The organism is Flectobacillus sp., assembly GCF_049240685.1.
GTDB lineage: Bacteria > Bacteroidota > Bacteroidia > Cytophagales > Spirosomataceae > Flectobacillus.
The window spans coordinates 1-26634 of record NZ_JBMLSD010000475.1 but is presented as its reverse complement, the minus strand read 5'-3'; the positions used below and the strand labels follow the sequence as shown (position 1 = coordinate 26634).

The window sequence follows — 26634 nt, the reverse complement described above, 5'->3', positions numbered from 1 at the left end:
TCGCTCAGGAAGAAAGTAACACCTCTGTAGGCATACCAAAATCTTGATGTAACTTTTGGTTGATTTTTAAGGCCAATGGTCTTTTAATAGTCAAAACTTTAGACCGATATTTACTATTTAAACACTGAGCTATCAGCAAAAATATTTCTCAAAGAAATAGCCAGAGGCATTAAATAAAAAGCCTCTGGTTTAAAACAAAAATGCTCCTTACTTAAAACGAGTAAGAAGCATTTTGCCATCACATTCAATAATTCGGAGTATTCCTACAAGGCATCCGAAGAAGTGTTAGTTCAGAAATAGATAGAAGTCTTCCGCTTCTGATCGCTTCCTGTCAGCATAAATTTATAGGTGTAATTTCGTAGAAGTATTAATCTTATATCTGTATATTTTGGTTAAAATAAATCTCTCTTTAAATTCTTGAAAGCTTTTTGAAATTAAGACTTCAGCTACCTCAAAAAGTATCTATTTCTTCACTTAATTGAGTAAACGGTCAATTAACACAGTGACTTTAGTTATGATTGAGTCTTTTTTCTTCGAATGGGGATTATTTACCACATGATAGGTCACAAAGTTTGTGATTTTAAAATTGATCTTATACGAGTTAAAAAATCTGTTTATCATATCTGATAGAGGTTCATGAAAATATACTATGTTATTAGAATAATACAATTTATTATTTATTTATCTTCTAACTATACTACCCAAATTTTGCCCTCTCACGAAAAATTAACCTACATCTAATTTTTGCTAAAATTATTAGGTATATCCTTATTTTTGAGCACAGTACAAAATTGTACTATTTGTTTTAATCCATAAAAAATTTGAGTACGAATTACGGCTGAGAAAGTCGCCGAATTACGAGAAGAAAAATAGCACTTCTCGTAAATTGTGGATAAGTCGTAATTAATTGTGGACAAGTGTGGATAACTACCAAAAAATACCTTTTTTCACACCTCCTAACTCCATAAAATTATTCTGATTTGCCAATTCTTGAAGTAAACTGATAAATCTTTAAAGTTAAATTAGAAAAACATTCGATTTAAGACACGATTTTTATCAAAGCCTTACTCCTACTAGTTCAAAACCAAGAACGTGTCTTAAATCGCAGAAAAATAAGCCACAGCGGAACAAAACAAAACTGTTTCCATTTATATTTTTTCGGTTTACTTTTTTTTCCTCAAAAAAAACCGTCTGACAGCTGTCTGTTGAGCTTTTGAGTTTGTGTCTTGGAAAAAACGGTTACGTATATTCATAAAACGGAAATCTCGCCATAGTCATCAAAATACTTATATGCCTGATTATCAGGCATATAAAGAAATAAGATTTTTTCAGATAGACTTCCAAAGAAGGCGTCATTTTACCCCAATTACTGCCTTAATGCGAGTTTTTTATGAAAATTGATTTTCATAAAAAACTGATTTTCAGCAATTTACAAATAATACGAGTTTTTTATAACAACCCGCAAAATACAATTTTGGAGAATAATCAAGTCATTCAAAAAGTACTTTTACGTTCAACAAAAAAGATTAAATAACTGAAAATCAGCTATTTAATCTTTTTTGTTGAACTAATAATTGTTATACTAACAAGTCTTTAAGGATTAACTAAAAAAAAGCTAATGCGAGTTTTTTATGAAAAATGACTTTTATAATCTACTGAAAATCAATAACTTAAAAATTAATGCGAGTTTTTTATGAAAAAAACTTTTATAAATTTTCAAAAAGAGAAGGGAATAAGGCTAACCGTTATGCTAATTTTCCGAGTTGAGGTTCGTTTTTCGCCAAAAACTATACAAAACTATTTTTTTTAGTAATTTTTTTTTGAAATTTTTAGATTTATCAAAATATTTGATTGATTTAGGAGGCGCCTAATCAACTGATTTTCAATTAGTTACAAAAATTAATGCGAGTTTTTTATGAATTAATGCGAGTTTTTTATGAAAAATTTCCGATTTAATGCGAGTTTTTTATGAATTAATGCGAGTTTTTTATAAATTTACAGTACTAAAAAACACCTGTTTGCGCTAAATTGATATAGTTATGAAAATTCCATCGAACAAAAGCCTCATATTACCCTTCAAGCATAGTCGAGTAGATAACTACCTCTCGAACAAGTTTATAGTGTCCTCAATCCCCTATAAACGCGTAGAACAGAAGCTTTTTGAGCTTTTTGTTAATCAAATTGACTACGAGGCCCTCGCAAAGGTAGATGATCACACTTCCATCATCATTTCGATACCAAGAAGTGAAATTATCAAGTATGTGACCATCCAACAGTCTTTGGCAGTTACTAAATCGATGATGGAAAAGTCGATTACTTTTTTGGATTTTAACAGGCCAGAGATTGAATATGAACACATCTCCATTTTTTCACGAATATCTTATCAAAATGGGGTATTGGAGTTTGAAACCAATCATGCTATAGGCAAATACTTGAAGGATTTTAAGAACCAGTATGCGAGATACAATCTTGAAAAAATACAATCTTTTAAATATGTGTATTCTAGTACGATGTACCGTATTTTGAAGATGCATATTGGACAAAGAAGATATACATTTTCTTATACAGTAAACGAATTAAAGAAGTTATTACAAGTAGATGAGAACAAGTATTCTAACTTCTATGATTTTAATGTAAATGTCTTACAAAAAGCCCATCGAGAAATCACTCAAATGAGTATTGATAATATTCAGTTTGAATATAATACAGGCGAAAAGCAAAGAGGAATAGAAGCGATTTATTTCAAAATCACAACACCTTTTGTAAGTAGCGAAAGTGATAAATTAGATTTTTTTGAGGCGATAGAGGTTAATCCAGAAGCTGTGTTAGAAAATGTACAAACCATTTTGGACACCAAATATAATTTTAAAGCTAATCACAGAAATTTGATATTAGAAAATAGAGAATACTTCAACAAGTTTGTAACTATACATATCGAATTTGAAAATGGAGTACATCCACACGTCAAAAATCGAACGGCTTATTTGCTAGCAACCATGGGCTTAGTGAACAAAAGAAACCCAAAATAGATACAAAAAGTCATTTTAAACTATAAATCAAAAGCGGCCTGAAAATTATTCAGGCCGCTTTTGATTTATTAAGTAATGTGTTTAGGCACAAGGCAAAGCGTGTTAAAATGTTTTTTAGTAACGCTAGGTATGCTTTTGCCCAATGCTCAGAACTGAAAGCCGAAAGCTCAAAAATTAAATTTTAGTTTGCGTATTAACTTAACTAGCAAAAAAGTGACAACATCTAGAAAAATTTATCCAAAAAATACAAGGCTTATAATTGCATTATTTTGAAGGGACAAAGTAATCAATTGCCTCTACAGACTCAATGTTTTCGGCACCAAGTTTTATATGCTTTTGATGCTCTGCCGATTTGCCATAAGCATCTTCGTCATTTTGATTCGAAAAAGTAGTAACATACACATGCTTTATTTTATCTTTTACTTTTGCGTCTTTCACAATACCCCATTCATAAGCTCTGACCATGGGTAATTTAGAGAGATTTTTAAAAGAAACATCTACTTTACGAATCAAATCCATGGATGTTTCTGGCTTAAAAGTTACGACCACTACATGTTTTAATAACTCTTTGTTGGATTTTGTTTTTGGAGGAGTTTGTGGCCCTTTGATGAATGCCAAACAAGCAGCAAGGGCGATAAATTTAGGTAGCATAGAATAAGCATTTATTGATTAACATATAAAAACTAAAGTAATGTAAAAAGAGAATATCGTATTTGCGCATTTTGATTGGGTTTTCTTCAAATAAATTTTCTAATTAGAAAAATACGGGTAGTACTAGGGGGAAAAAGCCCCCAAATGGTCTTGAGTTAAACTATACTTTGTGTTTATGAAAAGATCAGTCTATTTATTACCTTTTTATTTGGTTCTCATTTTGATGACCTTAGGGTGCACATCTACGAATGTATTGCGTTTGGAACCTATTGGTGCAACCAATAGTACAGTAATCAACGGGCGAACTGTAGTAAAAGAAACACAAGATAGTATAGATGTAGTCGCTTCGTTTGTAGGCTTATATCAAGATTATGCGGTTTTTGATTTGGAGGTTTTTAATAATACCAATCATGATTTAATCATCAGTCCACAAGACTTTTATTTGAAACCCTATACCCAAAACAGAGAGCCATTTATACGAAACGACCAAGAGTACCCCGGTTTTTTTGCGATAGACCCTACTCATGAACTTGTGAAACTTGATAAGCTCATGGCAAAGGAAGAGAAAAAAATCAAGACAGCTAAAACAATCAATACGATCCTTGCAGTTGCTGGGGCAGTGACCCTAGTGGCGGGAGCTACGAAGTCGAATAGTCATCGAGACTGGGTATCAACCCGAAATACGATGGCTTTGGGAGAAGGCATGCTGAGGCTTGGGCTGGCCAAGGGAGCCATAGATAGAAGTAATTATTATTCTCAAATGGATCGCTATATGAATGAAAAAGAGGTATGGCAACATCAAACATTTCTCAAAAATGTATTGGCTCCCAAGACTTCTATCAGAGGTGATATCTTTATTCGCTACACTCCTACTGCTCCTTTGATGCAAATGACCTATCCAGTTAATGATCGTAATATTATTATATGGTTTGAAAAGCGAGAGTAACTGCTAGAGAGTTTCAACAAAAAATGTTATCGGAAGGAAATCTTCAGGAACGGTTTGGGTAGTATTTTGAGCTTGAATGTTTGTAAAAATACGATAGATTATTCGTTACAGAAATCACTATCTGCCTTATTATGTTGAGATAAGGCAATATATAAAACCTTTGACCGAAAAGCCCATATAATTATTTGAGAGCCTATTTTAAAGTTCTTCTGACAACAGTAAGTGGTTGACAGATAGTAGGTTTACAAACTACAGGATTACAATCTGCACTGCTACCATAATTTCCACTATAGGCATTAGTACGTGCCGAAGCTATTGATGCCATAAACATAGAGTTCGCCGAATTTAATACTTGTACATCCGCTATGCCAGATGCATCGGCTACATTACGATACAAACGTAAAGCACCAGTACAACTACTCAATTGAAACTTAAATAAGGGAATATCTACATTGGCGGTCATATTTTGTACTGTTGGTACCCCCAAAACATACAAATAAATATACTCATTGGTAGCATTAGTTTTGGACTGCCTTCCCCAAGGCGGTGAGGTTAATCCATCCAAAAGAGGAAGTGTACTCGTAAAGTTCTTTATGCTACTAAAAGTACCTAAAGGCGCTACTATTGTAAACTGCATCTCGGTAATTTTATTGAGGGTTGTAGAAGTGGGGTTATTTAAGTTTTGGCTAGATTTCATGGAAGCATAAAACCAACCATCGCTTTTGTATTCTATTTTAAAAGAGATTTGAGCAATGGTTGTTTGTGCGTTAATTTTTGATACTCCTAGAAGGAATAGAAAAATCAATAATATATTTTTTACTTTTTGTCTCATACTTATAACCAATTCAGGAACTAACACTTAGGGGTTTTGACAAGAACCTCAAATATTATGCCACCTGCAGGTCTAACAAAATCGCCTCTTAAGTAAGTATACAAAATTAGATTTAAGTTTTTTGTTTTAGGCACAAGGCACAGAGTGTTCAAATGCTTTTTTCCAAAACCCACCGCCGAAAGCCGATACCTGGCAGCCCAATGCCCAATCTTAAATTTTATTTTGCCCACTAACTTATTTGAGGATAAGTCTATCAAATTTTTCGATAAATTCTTTTTTCTGGATTCTACTTAATGAAAAACATACATTATCGATTTCAATAAAATCTTCTTTGATATTAATCTTTTGAACAAACAACAAGTTGATAATTACATTTCGGTTAATTTTCTCAAAAGGTTTACCCTGTACCAAAGATTCATAATGTTTGAGAGAGCCATAGGTAGCATACTTAGCCTCTTTTGTTTTGATATATACTAAATGCCCACTAGATTCGAAATACAAAATAGTGTCAATATTGATTTTGTGGAGATAGTCGCCTTGTTTGACCATCACAAACTCAGTGGTATGGCCTATAGTATGGTTCTTGGCAGTTTGGCTTACTAATTCATCTAGTATTGTCCTAATCGAAAACTGATTGAGAGGCTTAGAAATACAGTACTTTCTACAATCGATTTTCTTGTATTCTTCATAATACTCATCTGTTAAATAGGAACTGTTTAGAATTACCCAAGCGCCCGGATTGCGAACAGACGCCAGCAAATCAACCCCTGTTATGTCAGAAGAAATATGAATATCCATAAAATATAGCTGATAATCATTTTCTTTAATGGCGTTTAGGAAAGACTTAGGTGTATTGACGTAGGTAGCATCTATCATAGGATAATGCTGCAAAATCAGCTCTATGTCTAGCTGATCACTAATTGTGTCTTCTAAAATTAAGCAAGAAATAGGATTCATAAATAGACTACTAGTGGGTTCTGAGTACAATACTTAATAATGGGTGCTAAATAAAAACATTGATAAATGGATGGTAAATTCACTTTTCAAGCATAAGTACTAAAGATATTTTTTATCGCATACACGCTCGTATATACTTACGAGCAAAAACCAACGTTGGTTTGAAATAGATAGAAAAAGAGCGTACCAGTTAGGGGTGATACGCTCTTTTTCTATCTATTTTTCAGGAATAACCAACCTTGTTAAATAAATATCATCGACTTTATCATTAAAAAGTTCGATTGATTGCTTTTCGAGAATGGTCTTCAATACACTTAAACCCATTTTCAACCCTCTGGTTTCTGGTCGTGGTTGGGTGTCGGGTTCTATCAAGTTATAGCAAGTTACCTCGATAATCTGAGTATTTCGACTAATTTTTATCTGTACTGTGGTATCTCGTTTAGCATATTCTATAGCGTTAAATATAATATTTCGCATCGTGATGATAAATAATCTTTCATCAATTTTTGCTAAAAAAATCTCAGGTTCGACTACAAAATTAAGATTTCTTGATAAAATATCGCTTTGATACGACTGAATTATCTTATACATTAATCCTACCAAATCGTGATTTTGGTACACAACAGTTTCATTTTTATTTGTAGAATGAATCCACAATATTAGGTTATCTATCAACCACAAAAGGTTTTCGCTACGAGATTTGGATTCGGTACCTAGCAAAGAAAGTCGCTCAAATTCTTTTTTCTGAATCAAAAAATTAAGTTTATCCGTTAGATTATTAAAGCTTATAATGGGATGCCGAACATCATGAACTAACAACTTGAGTAACTCATCTCGAAATGTAAGGTTTTCTCTTAAAGTAACGGTTTGCCTATCTACGAGGGCTTTGAGTTTAAGATTTCGCATTCGATAATTATAAGAATACAACTGAAACCCTCCTACAATTATCGCTCCAAGTATTAGCAATACCAACACCCAAAAATACCATTGATAATACAAAGGATAAGCCCTAAAAACTTTGATAGTCAATAAGTTACTATTAGCAAAGTTATTACAAGCTATTACCTTGATATGGATGAGAGATTCGCCATAAGGAATGTTATCGATTCTGAAGTTTTTGGCTACAAAAGGAGCCCAGTTTTTTTCTTCGAGCCCAATGGTATAATAAAACTGCTTTTCGCAATCATACATATAATCATCAAAGGCAGCTTCAAATTCAATCGAATTTTCGTTTGTAGTTAGCGTTAATTTATCATTCCTTAGCTCAGGAATCGTATTAATTAATTCTTGTTTATTAAAAATTCGAATATTTTGGATTTGAATAATTCCTTCTTTAGGCTGATTAGCAAAAGCTTCTGGTTTGATGATATTGATACCGTTTAGTCCTCCAAAGAATAGTGTACCTTCCTCATCCTGATAATGCGCCAAAGTATTACATTCGTTATTGGTTAGGCCGTCTAATTCTGTATAAATTTTAAGCAGATTCCCTATTTTATCAAAATGCCAAACCCCTTGTTCGCTACTTGCCCAGTAGCCATTGATTGTTTCGTAGCATGACAAAAATTTTACTTTTTCAAAATGCTTGTCCTGCACAAACTGGCGAGTCTTCAAGGTATTGATATCTAATAATAAAATACCTTCTTCGGTAGACAAACTTAAGGTATTGCCTTCTTTTCTATTAAAAATATTGATATCGTAAGTAGCCTTTTTTTGTCCAAAAGCATAAGGGATATTCTTGATGGTACCTTTATTATCAAGCACATAAAGTCCTGAAGACGAAGCAATAAATACTTGATTTTCAAGCTTTAAAAAATCATAAACTGTGGCAGATGCAAGCTCTTGAGGTTGTTTGCTTTCAAAATAGTTTATACTCCCTCGAGCTTTATCGAAATACCCAATTCCTTTTTTCTCAAAACCCAGCAATAAGCCTTGTTGATACTCGGTCATTGACCAAATCCGTGTTTCATAATTGGCAAAATAGGAATGATTAACTTTCTTCGTCAAATCTGTAGTAACAAGTTGTTGCTCGCCAAACCAAAGATTACCTTGTTTGTCATGAAGGATTGATAAAATAAAATCGTCTTGCAAATTAGCATTTAAAGTAGGGAGTTTTTGATGCCGCCCTGTACGGAGGTCTATTACTTGACGACATTTATTGGTATTGACAATCAGGGTATTTTTATCAAACTTATAAATTTTGCGACAAGAGTAATTATCTTGATTGTCTTCGGGATTAGGATTATACAAAAGGGTATTAATTACTCCTTTTTGAATACGTAAAATCACTAAGCCGTTGTCGGTACTCATAAATAAGTTGCCATGACGATCAGGAGTAATATGATGGATAGAAAAAGAAAAATCGTACGTATAGAGAATTTCGAGAGCAGGACTCAAAAAGAATATTTTATCATTACTATAAAAAATCAAAGAGTTGAATTTGGGCTCATACACCAAGCCTGTCAGATAGGTATAAGAATGATTTTTGGGTAACGAAAAAGCTACATTTGTACCTAATTTGAGTATTTCTGTTTGGTTACGACCATCAAATACGGCATAAAGCTCATCGGCCACAGAAAGTACAGAGATACCAAATTTATTGTGTAGTTTTTCTTGAAATAAAACCTTTCCTGCATAATTAATAAGCTGGATATTATGGTCTTCGGTTATGCCCTTTTCTTCACAAAAAACAATTTTGTTTTGATTGGCATAGAGTAATTTAATGGGTGCTTTACCTATTTTTTTACGTAATAATAGTTTGTTGTCACTGGCAGAATAAGAATAAATTTCACCTGTTTTAGTACCAATAAAAAGTAGCCTATGGTCATCCGAAAGAATTGACTCTATCTGAATTGAACTAGGAATTTTGTTTTTGGATGGGATAAAATTGCCTTGCTGATAAATATAGGTTTGGCGAATGTTGAATGAATAAAACCATTCAAAGGCCTCCGAAACCCAATAATTTCCGGTATTGTCTTCACAAATTGTATTAAACCCTTTGGATGAAAAGGCTTCAGGATAAGCAACTGTTTTGAATGCATCGCCTTCAAAGAAAGCCATAGAGTTGGCAGTCAGGATAATTGTTTTACCCTTCGAATCTATAAAAGAAGCATTGACATGGCGATGCCCCAAACCACTCGAAAATCCATATTGCTTAGAAGATAAATAATACTGTCCCCTAGATTGGATGTGGGCTAATAGTATACACATAAGTATAGTTACAAAGCGATATATCATCAATCTAACGAGTTTGTTGTACATATTTTTTAGGTAGTAATGGTATGTTTAGTTTCAAAAAACAGCTTATTTTTTGGATATATAATCTTGTGTGGGTTCTTGTTCAATATAAATCTTAGCAACTCTTCGGGCTTCTAAAGGAATATCGGTTTCTGGGCTTTCAATTGTTTGTACCACCGTCTTAACACTATTAAAGTTATAGTTGTCAAGGTAAATTTGGATAGCTACAGCCCTCAAATAGGCCAAATAACCATTCAGTTTGGCACTGCCAATACCATCATGACATCCAACGATTCGGAGGGTAGTGTTTCGGTCATTTTGCAACTTACTTACTAGACTGCTCAGTTGCGCTCGTGTTTGGGTTGTTAAATAAAAACTCCCTTGCTCAAATGGAATCACCATATTGGGGCTAGGCTTCGTTATTTTAGGAATAATAGGTTTGTTGGTTTTTGAAGCCAAAATTAAGGTAGCGGTATCTTTAGGAATTTTAATTTTAGAAGAATCTATCCCTAACTCAAAAGCGTATTCTAGTCCTTTAAATGACTTATCATAAAAAAATTCTTTGGTGTAGGTTACATAAGCATCTTTTTGTACCGAAACTTCAAATGTACAAAACATCTCGGGAAGATAGTCGATGGGTTCTCCTTTTCGAGCTTTTCTAACGGTTACGGCACCTGTCTTATTGAGCCGAATCGAATATTGTGCGTCGATATATTCACCCGTTTGTTGGTCTCTGGCCAAAAACTGAAAATAGGGGATTTTTTTGAGCGTAACAGCTATCGTATTCTTAGATAGCATTCTTACGTTGGTATTTTGAGTATTAAGGATATCACCTTCTAAGGATTGATTTTTTATTTCATGAAAAGACAAAAACAAATGAGATACAAAAAAAGATTGACTCTGAATCATGAAGTAATACTCTTTATCATAATCAATTGTTAGATGAAATATGCCATTAGTCGTTTTTTCTTCTTGAATAATTTTATAACTTTTCCCTCTATCCAAAACTGAAAAAATAGCATTATCGATAGACATAGCATACTCGTCGATTACCTTTATTTCTAATGGCTTAGAGGTGGCAAAGGACTGAATACTTATCAATATTAAATAAACAAATGAAAGGATTTTGGTCAACATGGCTTTTTATAAAATAATACTTTCATACTTAGCCTACTTTTGAATTCAACAAATGATAGATACAAACTATCGACAACCAAGCCTCAGACTAATAACTTGGTTGTCGATTTTTATGGCAATTGATTATTTTCTTACCTTTTCACGATAAATCGATTTGCGTTCTTCTACACTGCTTTCTGCATTGGTATCATCAATTTTTGTAACAGTGTATACATAAATCACATCAGGTTTGACATTTTTATCTTGAAACTCAAAATTACCACTTGATACACTACCGATTAGTTTGAAATTGATTTCTGTTGGAAGCTTACGATATACTTTGTAGCCTTTGACGGCTCCTACTTCTACACTTGGCCAAGCTATTTTGATACTTTCAGACAAATTTGATAGACTAATTCCGGAGATTCCCACTAAAGTATTTTTCAGTTTGGGCGTTTGAACGGTTACTTCTGGCGAAAAATAAGAGGTATCTCCTTTGAGGGTAATTGAAGCCACTCGATACAAATAATTCACACCAAGTTCGAACGAATCGTCCACGAAATTCGAAGCCGTGAGGACAGATGTGTGAATATTTTTGAAGGAAGTTTCGCCCTGCTTTTTGCGTTGCAAGGCATATCCTGCAATAAAATCATCGTTGAGCCTAACGTCGTTCCAGCTCAAATGTGCTTTTTCATTGATAACCTCAAACCCTATATTACTTGGACTTTGTACAGGCTCTACCTTGTTGGGCGAATACATTACATAAGGCGAAAAGTCGCTTGTATCTTGAGTAACATTCACAGCCATAATTGCATAGTAGTAGGTAGAGCGTCCGGTCAGGTAGCTTGTGGTATCTAGGTATTGTTTTTCTTTAACTGCCGAACGAATCGGAATCATTTTTGTGGGGCTAGTGCCACGATATACAAAATAGCTATGCCCTGCTTTTTCGTCGGCTACGTCCCATTTCAATCTGGCATTAGGGCCTTCTGACTGTACTGTTAGGTTAAACGGCGGTGTTGGTCTCGAAAACTTCCCACAAGTCATGGTTGTGGTAGCAGGTATTTCTTGTTTTAATTCTTGAAAAGGAATAAAAATAGGACGGACAAAATATTTGAACATCTGCCCTGCGGGGAAGACATCGGTATCTATAAACTTGGAAGCCGTTGATGGAAGTACCTGTATAACTTTGGGTTCTTCATTTCCTGCCGCTTTGGCAATTTCGACACCTGCGTAATAAGGCTTGTCTGCCAGCTTTTTCCATTGCAGAATAATGGCATTGGTTGAGTCAGAAGATTTGACACCATAAATTAACTCCACACTTCCGTTGTGAGCAATTACGCCACGGGTTACGCTAGAGGTGTCGCCAGTATTATACACAAAATCTTCTGGAATAACGATAGTTTCGACCAAGTCATCGCGCTTACCTGGCACACGTGCAGTAAGGATATGATTGCCTAAAGGGTCGTTATTAGCGACGTTTTTTTCTAAAAACTGCCATTGAACACTACCATTTTTGCGATAATATACATTGTAGCGTGTCGTAAAGTCGTCGGTAGGGTAGATAGACAAACTTTGCTCGTTGTCTAGGTATAGTTTTTTTACGTTGATATAAGCACTTTCATCTATGCGTTGGGCATTTTGATTAGCTTTTGCTTGAAAAGCTTGCTCGATTTGTGCACCAAGTTTTGCCATTTCCGCAGACTTGTCTACATAGGGAGGTGACGTTATTTTCCACTCAAAAACAACCGAAGAATCAGAGCCAACAATTTTATTGATTTGGGGTACATACTGCTTGAGGGCAAAATTTTTAGGATTACTAAATACGCTTATGGTGCTTATAAGTTTTTCTTCTTTGTTGGACAAAAGTTCAAATACTTCGTAGTTATACAATTCATTTTTTTGTGCTGTAGAATCCAAAAAAGCGTAACCAAAAGCCTGTAAAAATTCTATTTTGAGCTCAGCAAAAGCCGCTACAGTTTTGTAAGCTGGACTACTGTACATAAAGGCCATGGTTTCGGAAGCTCCGTAAAACTTTTTCATTTTTTCAAAATCTCTCAGAGATTTTCTACCCACTATACGCAAGAAATCATTGTAATCTTTGGCCAACTGCATTTGACCAATAGATTTTGAAGTTGATTCTATAATCTTTTTACGTTTGATTACATATTTAGATTTTCCTAAAGTAGTACCAGCAATATAGTCCGTTTTGAGGCGTATGTACACACCTTTGGGAGAAGGCAACGCCACAGCAATATCTTGAGATTGAGCTTGTGCAAGCCATGAAACAGATGAAGTTAAAAGCAAGAATAAAAAATAAAGCTTTTTCATGTTTTAAATATATTAGCAGCAGGAGCTATTTTGGGCTAGCTCCTGCTGTATTTGTAACCCTTTGTTTGAGAATAATTATTCAAAAGTACCCGAAGCCCATATCGGCTCTTCGCCAAAATACACAGTAATATGCCCTGGTGTACTACTTCCTAAGCGCTTATATAATACAAGATTACCATCATCTTGCATCATCAAGAAGGTTTCGCGTCCACCTCTATCAGCTGTATTAGAAGCCCAAGTGGGTCTATCACCACCTCGATAAGCTACCAAGTTGCCATCTCTTTGTACGAAGATACCATATACATCTTGGCTGCTGGTACCTGTTGCCCAAAGCGCTTTTTCGCCTTTATATAAAACTACGTTTCCGTCAGATTGTAGGGTTACATAGTACTTGCCATTTGTTGAGGTACGTTTGTCGTTAACTCTCAGGCTTTCACCATTTTTAACTGTAATTTTATCAATCTCTTCTTGTGTATATACATTTCTAGTTCCTGATGACCAAATAGGGTTGCTATCATTTGTATAGATGACCAAGTTTCCATCATCTTGCATTACTAATACACTAGACTTATTGCCTTTTCCGTGAGTTCCAGAAGCCCAAACAGCTCTACCTCCCACGGCGTATGCTACTAGATTACCATCATCTTGCATTTTGAAAGCATCTACGTTTTTACCACCTGTTCTAGTTTCCCAGATTTTAACACCTTTTTTGGTAATGACCACATTTCCGTCTGATTCTACCATTAGCTTATAAATACCATTAGGTGATGTACGAGATTCGCCAGGCTTCAAAGATGTTTCGGCAGTAAGGCTAGAACTATTTGTACCAACCGAACTAGACGAACTATTATTAGATCTGTTCATAGCACCTCCAGCAAAGGCTTTCCAACCTTCATCAGGCCCTCTTTGACGATAGCTTACACCGAATTGTCCTTCTACACATAGTTTGAGATATCTATCTATTTCACCGCATGGATATGGTACAACGATTGTAACTGGGCAGTACCACTTGCGTCCACTACAGCATGAAATACATTTATCGCACCATTTGATACCTGTGATACTAAAGTCGTTACAATTCTTATCTTGATACTTACCTGCACCAATTTCGAGTTTGGCACGACCCGCCATTAAGAAGTTCCATCCCATATCGGTGGTATAGCCACCTCCTAGTTCAAACATTCCCTCAAACTTACCTCCTAAATTAAAGCCTAAAATATCTGCTTTACCTTCAGCTTCGAGCTTGACCATGCTGTTAATCATAAAGTTACCATTCGAAAAGTTGATACCAGCTTTGAGGCGCCCTTTGACTAAAATTTCTACACTGTATCTTACTAAATCAACACCAAAAGCACTGGCACCACCATTTTCACGTTTTTCGTAACTTAAATCAACTCCTAAGTAGAGTGCAGAAATAGTTTTGTTATCACTCTGGTATAAGTAGTTAGGAATATCTGTCAGGTACAAGCCTAATTCTTTTGGAGCATCGGGGTGCTTGGTATCACATACGATGCCAAAGAGCATTCGACCGTTGAGATTCATGCCAAAGAGTTCTGCACGCACATTGGCTCCCATAAAGAATCCCGCACTTGGAGAAATAAAGGCTAAAGCATCTACTTTTACCTTTTTCTCTGACATTTCTATTTCACAATCAATTTTACAAACAATTACGGCATCGCAGAAATTTACTTCGGCAGCTACATTACATATTTTTTCAGGTTTTTCACCTTTTGAGCCAGTCCATAGTTCGGCATAACCTCGAAGTATCGGTTTGGCTCCACATCGACCGCCCACAAAGTCGAGTGAAAGACGAACCTTTTTGTAAGAAACTACTTTTTCTGGTAGTCCAGACGAACGAGCATCTCCTAATAAGAATACACTAAATTTACCTTCGGCAGTATTCCAATCGAAGCCCCCTCCGAGTGCTGTCCAAGTAATAGGACCGGTGACTATGCCAGTAGCGCCAGTAGACATTTTGAGTGCGGCGCCAAGTTCGTAGCCAGAACCATCTGAGAACTTATAAAACTTTAGGGACATAGCTGCTTTGAGCTCGGCACCTTCAAATTCACCTTCACCCTCAAAGCCTACTTTTTTACCACTAGTCGCAATTTTTACTTTAGCATAGGCTCTAAACGATGTTGCATCAATTTTGAGAGCAAACTCATTCATTCTGAATTCAAACCCTTTACCAAAGTCGCCGATGTACATAGATACATCAGAGTCTATATTGATAGATTTGAAATCAAGCTCAACACCTCCTGCAAAACCCATTGCCCACTGTAAGGTATCTGGATTGGCAGCGACCACCTTATCTTCAATGGCTTTTAGGGCAAGCCCATCGACAGAGGCATTAGCTTTTGACTCTTGGTTATCTTTACTTAATGCCCCAACCCGCTTGCCATCGTCATTGACGTAAGTATTGGCATCATTGAATTTTGATGAGGTATTCATTTTATTTACCTCATCTTCACTCATTTTGAGCAGGTCGGTCATCTGTGTAGGTGTAGTTTTCATACCCCTAGTATAGACAATTCGACGAATCTTAATGGCAAATGACTCAAATCTCAAGGCATCTTGTGAAGGCGAAACCGCCACTAAGAATTTACCTGAAGTAGACCAAGTAAAAGCTGTTACTTCAAGAGGGAAAATGCGTTTTTTCCAATCTAAGCCACTTGATGATTTCTTAGACGTGGTATCGCTTGAAACATAGGCTTTTCCTGCGTCGATGGCTTCACGTTTTTGTGCCTCTATTGCATTTTTCTGTTCTTTTTCAGATTGCTTTTTAGCATCCTCGGCTTTTTGTTTTTCATCAGTCTCCTGCTTTTCTTTGTTAGCCTTTTCGCGAGCTTGCTCAAGTGGCGCTAATGTTGCTTTGAGTTTCGTGATTTCGTTTTCTTTGGCTGTATTATCATCTTGCCATTTTTTCCAACGAGCATCAACATCCTTCTCTTTATTTTTATTACTTGTCTCGGCTTCAGTCTGTGCTTTTTCTTCTTCTTTAGCCTGCTCAGAGTCACGACTAGCTCCTGAGTATTTTCTGGTAAGAGCGATACGCTTTACATTGAGTGATTGTTGTTCTTTAGATAATTTATCGTATTCATTGGTGAGTTCATCTTTGAGTTTAGCAAGCGCTTTTAGTTCTTCTTCGGCCTGCGCTAGTTGCTTTTTAGTATCCTCATATTTCTTGTTTTCCTTGTTAGTTTTGAGAGAAGCTTGTTCTGCTTCAAAAGCGGCATTACCTTCATTAGCTTTTCTCAAGGCTACATTTTTATCTATTTCGTCTTGCGAAAGGCGTTTTCCGAACCTGTCTGTAGAATCGCTGCTAAATGATTTAAGGTCTGATTCGTCCCATTCAATGCGTAAAGAGCCTTCTATTTCATAGCTTTTGTCTTTAGGGTTTCCTTTGATGGTAATATTCTTTTTACCAACTGTTTTAAATCGCAGTTTACTAAATCTAAAGCCATCTTTTGGAGTACTTATATCTACATTAGGAAATATTTTTCCACCGATATTGGTAAAACCTAAGGCATTGATATTGACATAGTTTTCTTTATCCGTATTAAATGTACCGCCTAAATTGAAGCCTTTAAATTCACTAAAAATTTGTACAGTATTGATATAGCACATCCAGGTATCGGCTACCCCAAACTTGACAAATTCTTTTTTGTCAGGGTCTGACTTACCTATCATAATCGACTTCATTTTGAAGTCAGTGCTGATTTCTAGTTTTTCAATAGTGAGAGGATTTGTATTCGTAAATCGCCATATCTCGGGAATTAAAATCACGCCTTTCATGCTTATTCCTGCCTTTTTGAGGACGGCGGATTCTGGGTCAATTCCTGCCGAAACAAGCCCCCCTGCTCCTAAAGGAAACTTTAAAAATTCATCATGTTTAGGCTTTTGGGCTGAGGCCGCTGTATCCTTTTTAGCTCCTAGTTTTTTGATTTGATTTACTTTGGATGCTTCAGGGAAAACAATCTTGTATTCTTTTGTTTCTGATAGTTCTTCGAGTGCTGTAGGAGCAAAGGCTAGCAGTAATGGTTCTTTGTCAGGCACAGCCGTTACTTCTTTGGGATTAAGACTGTTCAGTTCTTTGGTAGCATTGTCGCGGGCTGCTTGACTCGAAGATTTGGCAGCGATGATATCCTGTAGCACGGTTTTATTGGCTTCTTCTACTTTGCTTTTGATTTGTTTTTCAAGCTCTTTCTTTTCTGCCGCATCTTTTTCGCGCTTACCAGCATCTTTGTCTGAAAGTTTGTCATCAAATTTGCCCACTTTAGCCTCTTTAACGTCATCTTTTTTCAGCTCCAGCTCCATTTTTCCGAAAGTAATACCCATCATTTCGGTTTGAGTAAACTCCATGGTCGATGCTCCAATTTTACCATTACTACTCAAGCTAGTCGATTTGCTATCTGTTTGTTGCAAACGGATATAAGGCTCACCAATAGGATTACCTGTCAACAAAATAGGGGCATAACCAAAAAGCTTGATTTTTGCTTCAGTTTCGACAAAATCAATCTTGTTTTGCGTAATAATGGCATTGGTTTTATTGGTATCCTCCTTAACGATGATGTTTTTAAACGTAAGGGTTTTGGTATCACCAGCCTTGAAGGCATTCTTAGACTTTTCGAGTTTTCCTTTATCGAGCAATACATTACCCGAAATCATATAGGTGTTATTGGAATGCTTGACAATATTATCGATAGAAATACTAAAGTTCATGAGAGTTTTGAACTTTGGTAAATCTTTGTCTTGAGCCATCATATAGAAAGCCTTGGTGTTGTTGCCATTATACTGATTAACAACAGCGGCGGTAAACGAATGCTTAAGTGTACTGAAGCCCTCTTTGGTGAGTTCCATTTCGATATCCTCTCCTTTTGGCACACGGAGTTTAAACTTACCTTTGGCATCGGTTTTAATTTTAGCTCCGTTTACTGCCACTTCTACACCTTCAAGACCCTTGTATTCGTCGCCAGCTTTACGCCCATTTTCACGAACTCCCGCAATGTAAAAAGTACTATCATAGACTGCCCCATTGAAAATAGAGGCAGGTTTGAGTCGGACTTTCACTATAAGCGTATCTCCTTGAGTATATTTTTTAGGTAATGCTACATTGATTTCTTCTTCTACGAATCCATCTGATGACGCATTAGTATCTTTACCGATTACCTTCTTATTCGTAATTTTGATAGTCAGCTCTTTACTGTAGGTAGTGGCTATATAACCGCCTTTCCAAACCTCCCTATTTCCATTTTGTCTAATGAATTCGGCTTTTGTAATATCTCGGTCGGCGTCTTCTATATTGAAAATGGCATCGACTGTCACCGACGAGTCTTGGAGCGAACGTAAACCCAACGCACCTAATTGGTTAGTGTAGGCGATTACACGATAAACGGTTTTATTCTCTAGCTTCACCGAATCTACTTCGTTGAAAGTAGCAGGAATGAGATTTGCTTTTGAAAAGTTATCAGTATAAAAATTTTCGAGCTGGGTTTTATCAGTAATTGCTTTGACTTTGGTCAAAAGATTACTTTTCGCCTCGGATGCGTTTTTACCTTCAATTTTTGTTTTCTTGAATTTACTTACATTGACATAAGCCACGTCGTAGTTATCAAATTCAACCTTCAATGAATCAGTCATTTCTGGGCCTGCAACAGCAAAGTTGAAATATCCTTTGTCGTTAGATTTGACCGTCTGAGACTTGTATGTTACAGTTGCTCCACTGATTATTTTAGTATCTCTTCCAAACACACGACCTTCAATGTAATGTGCATTTCCATCTATCGTAAAATTTTGCTGGATGTCTTTATTTTGATATACAAAAGTTTTGGAGTCATTATTGACAGTATTGAAAGGGTCAATAGCTTTGATTGAAATTTCCATGCCCTTGGTTACAGGAAACTTTGGTCCGGTTGTCAATCCAACAACTTTAATACTAAAATCAACGACCTGAGGAATTTCTATTTCATAGTATCCTTCACTATTGGTGCGGGTTGATATATTGAAAATTTGTACTGCAGCATTGCTAACACGCTCTGTCTTGCCTCCAGATCTACGCTCTACGTAACCGCTAATAACATTAGCAGGTGCTTTGTAGGCAAAATAATCTGTAACGGCCAGATATTTTCCTTCCTGAAAATCAGTAATATCATTTACAGGAAATACGACAGCTTTTCTATCCTTTTGTTTTACTCGAAGGACAAACTTATCGTTGAAGGCTTTGTTATTGAAAATCTGGGTTAAAATTGTAGTATTAGAAAACTCTCCTACCTTTATATAGGTGTCTTTGTTGTATATCAAAGAAGCACGTTCCCCTTTAAGATTACCTTCGTGTTGGAGATATGGATTTTTGTCAACAACTGATTTTAGACGATATAGTGCTATTTCTTCAATCGAGTTATTTTCAATTGTTTCGCCAGAAGGTAAGCTATTATTTCCGATAAGCACTTTTGGAACAAATCGAATAGAATTGGCAAGTAATACCATTTCGGATGCCGTTTTTGCTCCTGTTTCTTCAGCTCCAATGGTGAGTTTAGTAATAGCAGGGGCAAAGTTTTCACCTTGATATTCGGCAACGAGATAAAGATTTTTTACCTCAGATAATAACTTCACTCCAAGTGCATCGAAAGTATATTGTCCTTGGGCATCGGTTTGAGCAGTGGCGATGCGTTCGGGTTTGGCGCTTTTGATATTGTCAAGCGTTAATTCGACATTTGAGTTATAAAGCGTAACAATAGCTTTTTCGAGAGGATGCTTGATGTTGGCAGGGCTAGTGGTTTCGAGAGCTTCCTGTTGGGTTTTTCTGGCAGGAAGATTAGCATTATTTGATGCTTCTAATACGCTTCCTTTAGCATTTAAGTTCTGTTCGGAGGCACGAAATGCCCAAACGATATTCCCTTTCAAGATAAGTTTTTCTTGTTTGATAGCCGCAGGCGATTTCGTTAAGTCAATAGGCTGAGCCGTAGCGCGATTTCCTTGCGCATCGATACCCGTAACACGCATTTCATAGCTTTTTTCGGGGGCAAGGTTATTGATCAAAAAAGTATTATACAAGCCACCTGTAGAGGCTACAACATCTACATTTTTCCAATCTTTCGCATTTTTTTCACGAAATTCTACTGTAAAATTTTTATGCGCGTTGTCGCCTTTCCAATTAAAGGTAGCTCCTTTAAAATCATCTGTCCAAGCAACCTGTAAATTGGTAGGAGGATTTAGTTTTACGGCCTCGCCATAAGTAAAATATTGAATTTCGCTATAACCATTATTTCTAAAAACACCTACATCTTCGCTACCACGTTTGGCAATGGCTTGTACTCGATACGCATACGTGCGCCCAACAACCAACGGAGGCATGGTTGCATTGTAGTTCAAAACAGTATTTCGTGTACGAGTTTGATAATAAGCAGGTTGTGAAAGGAAAAGGTTTTGTACATTTCCCTGAAAACCGTTGTTCAACATCAAATCGGTAATCGTAAACTCATACTCTACGTCGTTGACGTTGTTGTGGCGTGGTGCCCACTGAAAATTGATATTTTGGGGGTTAGTTGGCGTTATGCTAATCTGATTTTGTGGCATTACCCAAACGGGTGGCTCATTAACCACCAACCAAACAGGAGTACTCCACTGAATACCTGAAATTGGGCGGTTGGTTTGGAAGTCGATGATTTCGACCCCAAAACGAAAAGCCCCTTCGTTGAAAGGTCTGCGGTATTGCTCGGGCGTAATTTTAAGGTTGTATTGCTTAAAATAATTAGCAACTTGACTAGCAGGAATATTATATACCTGACCTTCGACCAGTGTAATAGATGGTTCGCCTTGTACAAAATCGGTACTTTGAATCAAAAAACCTTGTCCTTCAATGTACACACGAATACGAAATGCACGAGACGCGATATTTCGGTCATTCATTTGAACTTGAATAGACAGGTTGGTTTGTGCTGGATTACTAAAATCAGAGAGGTACACGGGATAGGGCGGTAACTGAGTAAATCGTGCTACCACTGGGAAATATTGTTGAGCTACACCTTGTAACTGTCCCGCAACAAGCAACAAAGTCAGTACGATTAGCTGCTTGAAACGTACCGAGATTTGATATGTATGAAGGCCTAGTTTAGCCATGTCTTTCATTATTAATGAGTTAAAAAGAATAAGAATACCCGATGTTACCGTTGAGGAATGTAGCAGATTGATTTTTGACTACACTCGAACTCAAATTGAGATTATGCCCTTTGGCTGGCGACCAATTAGCCATGAGCATGATGTTCATGACTGTGAATGAGGTACTAACATCATTGGTCTTGCTTTGGGTGGTCAGTGCCGAGAAGCTCAAATTGGTATTAATTTTTTCGACAAAAGACTTCCTTATAGCCACTGTTGGCCCAAAACCTCGGAGTGAACTGTTATAGAACTCATTTCCGAAGTAGTTGATACCTAGGTTTACAGCAGCTTTTTGTTTGGTAAAATTCATATTATAACTGGCTGTACTGGTTACTACGTGGCTTTGACTAGTGGAGTCGACAGTGTTATCTCTTTTGTTTCTGGAGTTGAGATAACTAGCATTAAAAGTCAAAGTCGTTTCTTTGGTCTCTGTTTTATTGAGTTGCTTTACGAGATTATACCCAATGGTTTGAGAAATCAATGAAAAACGTAGTGAGTCGAGCGGTTGCCCTGGTACTCTGGTAATATTATTGTAGATGGTATTAACAAATCGATATGACTGGAAATTAGAGAAATTTACGCCCATGGATAACCCATTTTCTAAGCGGAGATTGGCGTTTATGGCGCCTATAAACCTACTTTGTTTACTGGCCTTCGTATTCTGTAAATCATCTCGCTGGAGACCTACATTACCACTTATGTTGAGTTTATTATTGAGTAAATTTTGAGTAAGCATCAACGTATAGTTTTCTAGGTCATTCACAAAATAATAGCCTCCAAGTGTTGTATAATTGGGGTCAATACGCTCGTATCCTAAACCTAAGATGGTATTTGTTTGAGCGATATTATAGTTTAAGTTTGATTTAAAAGCATGATAGGATTCGGTGGTAGCATTATTTTTATGAAAAAACCCTGCTAATGATTTTATAGAAGAAGCTGCGTATTCGCCACCTTGGTCTTTGGTAACAACACTATTGGCATAATCCATCACGATTTGGAGTTTGTGAAAAAGCGTTGTACTAAAGTTTAAGCCCATCACCAAATTATCCTTAGGATTGATAACGCTATTTTGGTAATAGCGTTTATCTTCAGGAATCGAGTTAGCTACATCGTATGCTTTAAACATGGTAGTACCAATCGTAAATTTCCCTGGATTATATTCCACTTTATAGCCATATCCTATTCGCTCGAAAGTAGGGCCAGTGGTGGTGGTATCGGTAAATTGTCCTCTTAGAAGCCGTCCGCCCATTATTTGAATTTTCCAGTTAGTGGGGGTCAGCTCCAAGCCACCTCCTACAAACTGGTGGCCATTGAGTGTATAGGGCGAAAAAGTCATATAATTGGTACCGATATGAGCTGTAGCCCATTTGTAGGTAGGGTTAAAGCTCAACTGGTTGAAAGAATATCCTTGCGAAAGGCTAATATTTCGATTAGAATAATTTAGTATTACAGGCACATTGACTGTACCAAAAAGATTGAAGTTTACCGTTCCTGAAAGAAAGTAATTAAACGGCGAATCATTGTTAGGCAAGCCAGCACTAAACACACCATTGGCAGTTAATCCGCCCGAAACTACGAGAGGTTTGGCTTTAGTAATATTTTCAAAATCAACATTTTGAGCCTTTAGTGATAGGCTCATCGTTGCACAAAGAATTACCGCTAAACAGCCTATCCTTTGTAAATATGTTCTATAGTAAAAGTGTGACATATCTTTAAAATCTTTACATGAAGAGATATATAAAATCTGTGTTGGGATATCCTAGCGATAAATCAATACCTTTTTGGTAATTTTCTGCTCGCCACTTGTCAGGGTGATAAAATACACCTGTTCCGTTTCGTTTTCTGGAATTTCAATCACCAGAGATTTCAAATCTTTTTCACTGTAAGATTTCTGATACAAAACTCCCTTTGTTGCTGATTGTACACTAATATCGAAGGCTTTATCCTCTGTATTCGCAATGCTCAGAGAGACTTTATTACCTGTAGTAGGATTTCCCATAATGGTAAAGTCCACCGCTGGTTGCGTTGCAGTTGGGGCAGGGAAGTTGCCATCGTTAGCTTTTTCTAGTATTTGAATTTCTTTGGTTAGTGTGTACACGCAGTTATCAATAGTAGCCAATTCTTTAACTTTGTATGTACCAACTTGAGAAAAAGTTAATTTAATACTAAAGGCATCCTGTGCTATCATTTTTGCATGGGTTGGGTATTCCCAAGCGATATTTGTAGGAGTTGGGTTGGTCAGGTCAATGGCCACTACAGATTTATCGACAGGCGCAGAGCTCGGCATTGCAAAAAGAATATTGATATTCTTGATTGGAATTACTTTGATTTGTTGAACACCCCCACAGCTATTTTCGTCCAATACTTGTACAGTATAAGTACCAAGACTATCAGCTTTTATGGAGGCTGTTGTTTGAGTTTTTCCATCTGGATATGTCCAAAGGTAAGTTTTACCCCAAGGGACAGAAGCCGCACTAAGATCAAATGATTTTGAAGGGCAAACTTCTACCTGAGCTGCTAAGCCAATGAGGCGCGGGTCTGGACTAGTCATGGTGATACTGTTTCCTTTGATTTGACATCCTTTGGCATCTGTAACAACCAATTGAGTAGTTCCGCCTGCACAAACATTGATAGGGTTGGCAATCGTTGAGTTGATGCCTGACCATGCGTATTGATATGGAGCAATACCGCCTTCTACAGTTGATTTGAGTAGCGCATCGCAACGACCGAAACAGGTAGATGGTTGGTAAGAAGTCGTCATTTTGTAACGACTAATACTATCTTGAACGGTTGCTTGAATCGTTGTTACACAGCCCGATTTATCTGTTACAGTTGCGAGATATATACCCGAAGCAAGATTATTGATATTGGCAGTGGTTTGACTTGTTTTATCCCAAGTATAACTATACGGATTGCGACCGCCAGTAGCTAATATTTGTACTTCACCAAGTGGTGTCGATGCGCAATAGTTCGCAACGGTCTGACGTACTGAAGCGACTAATTGAGTTGGTTCACCCAATACGAAAGTCTGTTTTTCGGAAATACCATTGCTATCTAATACTGTTACCTGATAAGTTCCTTTATCTAGTTTAGACAAGTCTAGCGTATTGCTTGAAATCGTTTGAGCTTGTCCATTTACCACACGTTGCCAGTTTATTTGATAAAAAGGTGAGGTTGGTAATTGAACACCACCCGCAACAGTCAAGGTAATTTTTGCATCAGCTTTGCCAAAACATGTAATAGAGTCTATTTTGGAAGTAATAGCTATTTTATCAGGAGCGACAACTTTTTGTGTTAGGAGGGCAGTACAAAGGTTTTTGTCAGTAACTTTTACTTGGTATTCTCCTGTACCAATGGCACCAAGTTGCGAGTTTACTGCATCTTCGAGTATTGTTGTTTGTATATTAGAAGTCAAAATGGTACTTGGCAAAAGAGACCATTCAACCCCATAAGATTGTGTACCACCTGTAATTTTTACAGAAATAGAGCCGTCGTTTGAGCTAAAGGATTTTGGTCGAACCACTTTTTGTAAATTAACTTGTAGTTGTGTGGGTTCTTGTATTTGCAAAGTAGTATTGGCTAATACTGTACAGCCTTTAGCATCTATAATACTTACAGAGTAAGTACCTTTATCAAGATTCTCGATAGTTTTGGTGCTAGTTTCCCCAAAAGAAACTGGCGTCGATTGATTAAGGATATACTGAAAACCACCATAGTCACTTGTTGCAGATAAAGCAATTTTACCATTTTTCTGACCAAAGCACACCACATCCGACGACGCAGCCAATCCTTTAGGTTGGTTTGGTGAAGAAACATCTATAGAGCCTTGAAGTTGACATCCTATTCTATCTGTAATTGTAAATTGATAAGAACCTGTTGCTAAATCTGTAAGACGATTTTGTGTTATATTATTATAATTAGTCCATGTAACCACAAAAGGGGCTCCTGCTCCATCTGATGGTACTATTTCAACCATACCATTTTTATCCCCAAAGCATGTTACACCCGTTGTACTGCCCGCAACTTTAATCGCGCCATATTGTACATGTGAAAAACCACTACTAAAGTCAGAACGACAGCCCAAATATTCGCATTGCGCTTTGAAGGTAGCTGTACTGTTGGATGTATATTGGTTTCCTTGAGCTACTTCAACGTTATTGGCAAACCAATGTACAAGACCCGCATCACAACCAGTTGCAACAAGCGTAAATTGGTCTCCAAGACAAAGCCCATTAGGCTTATTCGTTGAAACAGCAGGTATCGGAATAGTATTTACCTTTAAGTTTGCTTCTAAGCTTTTAATTGTATTGCATGGACCTACAATTTCAACAGCATAATTTTCATTATCATTCGACGATGCTGTGGTTAAAGTATATGTTCTTGAGTTGGCACCGTCTATTTTTATACCGTTTTTATACCACTGATATCCCTGAATTGTACCAGATGCCTCAACCAAAAAAGTAACGTTATTCCCAACGCAAACGCTCGTGGCCTGTGGTTGTTGAGTTATGGTGATTGGAGTATTCACCGTCAGAATAGCCTCTTCGCTTGTAATAGTGTTTGAAGAACAAACACCCTGACCGAAAACAATCACTTTATAAGCTCCACCGTCACAATCTGCACAAATGATAGTACGGGTGTAGCTTGCATTAGTAGCACCATCAATATTTACGCCTTTGTATTGCCATTGGTAGGAACTTGCATTGCTTGCGTTTACACTAAAGGTAACAGACTCATTAACGCACTTGGTAGAACTGAGAGGTTGTTGAGAAATAATAGGTGTAGGGGTTACATTTATGAGAACTTCATTACTAATGACATTACCACAAAGGCCTTTTACTTCGACCTTAAATTTATCGCCGTTGGTATTCCCCACTACAGTATACGTACTATTGGTTGCCCCTGTAATAGGTGTGCCGTTTTTATACCATTGAAAACCAGTAATATCTCCAATAGCACTTACTTCGAAAGTAGCAGTACTACCACTACATACACTTTGTTCGGTAGGCTGTGACGATATAGATACAGGAGTATTGACTACCAAATTGGCTACATCACTCAAGATTGTATTGCTAGCACAAGCGCCTGTTCCTTGGATACGAACTTTATAAATACCTTCATTACATGATTTGCATATATTAGTAAGTGCATAGGTGGAATTAGTTGCACCACTGATTTCTACATCATTCAAAAGCCATTGATACCCTCCTGCATTGCTAGCAGTAACGCTGAAAGTATAACTTTCGCCAACGCACTTGGTAGCGCCAACTGGATTAACTGAAATGCTTGGTTTAGCACCAATATTCAACGTAGCTTGGGTACTAGTTACGTCTCCACAAGTACCTTTTACTACTACCGAATACTTATCGCCATTCATCGAGTTC

General features: G+C 36.7%; 11 protein-coding genes. 2 read left to right on the top strand and 9 right to left on the bottom strand.

Translation table 11 applies throughout. The annotated features are described in order from the left end of the window. Window positions 1-2039 precede the first annotated feature (2039 nt). The gene (locus tag ACOVQ4_RS22140) at window positions 2040-3029 is read left to right on the top strand and encodes a replication initiation protein (protein WP_421822767.1); all 990 of its coding nucleotides are present in this window, start codon (window positions 2040-2042) and stop codon (window positions 3027-3029) included. 264 nt (window positions 3030-3293) lie between these two features. Here ACOVQ4_RS22140 and ACOVQ4_RS22135 read toward each other — a convergent pair whose 3' ends face one another. Continuing rightward, entirely contained in the window at window positions 3294-3680 is a 387-nt protein-coding gene (locus ACOVQ4_RS22135; RefSeq protein WP_421822766.1) for a Dabb family protein, read from the bottom strand. Between the two features lie 175 nt (window positions 3681-3855). On the opposite strand from ACOVQ4_RS22135, the gene ACOVQ4_RS22130 reads away from it, so the two are divergent. Then, window positions 3856-4626: a hypothetical protein gene (locus tag ACOVQ4_RS22130; protein ID WP_421822765.1), complete on the top strand. Its 771-nt coding sequence runs from the start codon at window positions 3856-3858 to the stop codon at window positions 4624-4626. Window positions 4627-4819: 193 nt separating this feature from the next. Here the strand turns inward: ACOVQ4_RS22130 and ACOVQ4_RS22125 are convergent, their stop codons facing one another. The 8 genes from ACOVQ4_RS22125 to ACOVQ4_RS22090 form a co-directional block, all read right to left on the bottom strand. Continuing rightward, complete coding sequence (locus ACOVQ4_RS22125; protein WP_421822764.1) at window positions 4820-5458, bottom strand: hypothetical protein; 639 nt, start codon at window positions 5456-5458, stop codon at window positions 4820-4822. Window positions 5459-5692: 234 nt separating this feature from the next. Next, window positions 5693-6415 (bottom strand): LytR/AlgR family response regulator transcription factor, encoded by a 723-nt coding sequence (locus ACOVQ4_RS22120; protein WP_421822763.1) that lies wholly within the window; start codon window positions 6413-6415, stop codon window positions 5693-5695. Window positions 6416-6631: 216 nt separating this feature from the next. Then, window positions 6632-9622: a ligand-binding sensor domain-containing protein gene (locus ACOVQ4_RS22115; RefSeq protein ID WP_421822762.1), complete on the bottom strand. Its 2991-nt coding sequence runs from the start codon at window positions 9620-9622 to the stop codon at window positions 6632-6634. A gap of 93 nt (window positions 9623-9715) precedes the next feature. Continuing rightward, window positions 9716-10786 carry a hypothetical protein gene (locus ACOVQ4_RS22110; protein ID WP_421822761.1) on the bottom strand — a complete coding sequence of 357 codons (1071 nt, stop codon included), beginning with the start codon at window positions 10784-10786 and terminating at the stop codon, window positions 9716-9718. Window positions 10787-10909: 123 nt separating this feature from the next. After that, window positions 10910-13093: a hypothetical protein gene (locus ACOVQ4_RS22105; RefSeq protein WP_421822760.1), complete on the bottom strand. Its 2184-nt coding sequence runs from the start codon at window positions 13091-13093 to the stop codon at window positions 10910-10912. 75 nt (window positions 13094-13168) lie between these two features. After that, window positions 13169-21211, bottom strand: coding sequence for a hypothetical protein (locus ACOVQ4_RS22100; protein WP_421822759.1), 8043 nt, complete (start codon window positions 21209-21211; stop codon window positions 13169-13171). A gap of 19 nt (window positions 21212-21230) precedes the next feature. Beyond that, window positions 21231-22958 carry a hypothetical protein gene (locus ACOVQ4_RS22095; RefSeq protein WP_421822758.1) on the bottom strand — a complete coding sequence of 576 codons (1728 nt, stop codon included), beginning with the start codon at window positions 22956-22958 and terminating at the stop codon, window positions 21231-21233. A 51-nt stretch (window positions 22959-23009) separates the two neighbouring features. Continuing rightward, window positions 23010-26634 (bottom strand): hypothetical protein (locus tag ACOVQ4_RS22090; protein WP_421822757.1); only part of this gene is annotated, 3625 nt, incomplete at its 5' end.

What these genes read in the sequence shown, in the direction of transcription:
- ACOVQ4_RS22140 (WP_421822767.1), top strand. Translation starts at nt 2,040, where the DNA reads ATGAAAATTCCATCGAACAAAAGCCTCATATTACCCTTCAAGCATAGT.
- ACOVQ4_RS22135 (WP_421822766.1), bottom strand. Translation starts at nt 3,680, where the DNA reads ATGCTACCTAAATTTATCGCCCTTGCTGCTTGTTTGGCATTCATCAAA.
- ACOVQ4_RS22130 (WP_421822765.1), top strand. Translation starts at nt 3,856, where the DNA reads ATGAAAAGATCAGTCTATTTATTACCTTTTTATTTGGTTCTCATTTTG.
- ACOVQ4_RS22125 (WP_421822764.1), bottom strand. Translation starts at nt 5,458, where the DNA reads ATGAGACAAAAAGTAAAAAATATATTATTGATTTTTCTATTCCTTCTA.
- ACOVQ4_RS22120 (WP_421822763.1), bottom strand. Translation starts at nt 6,415, where the DNA reads ATGAATCCTATTTCTTGCTTAATTTTAGAAGACACAATTAGTGATCAG.
- ACOVQ4_RS22115 (WP_421822762.1), bottom strand. Translation starts at nt 9,622, where the DNA reads ATGTGTATACTATTAGCCCACATCCAATCTAGGGGACAGTATTATTTA.
- ACOVQ4_RS22110 (WP_421822761.1), bottom strand. Translation starts at nt 10,786, where the DNA reads ATGTTGACCAAAATCCTTTCATTTGTTTATTTAATATTGATAAGTATT.
- ACOVQ4_RS22105 (WP_421822760.1), bottom strand. Translation starts at nt 13,093, where the DNA reads ATGAAAAAGCTTTATTTTTTATTCTTGCTTTTAACTTCATCTGTTTCA.
- ACOVQ4_RS22100 (WP_421822759.1), bottom strand. Translation starts at nt 21,211, where the DNA reads ATGGCTAAACTAGGCCTTCATACATATCAAATCTCGGTACGTTTCAAG.
- ACOVQ4_RS22095 (WP_421822758.1), bottom strand. Translation starts at nt 22,958, where the DNA reads ATGTCACACTTTTACTATAGAACATATTTACAAAGGATAGGCTGTTTA.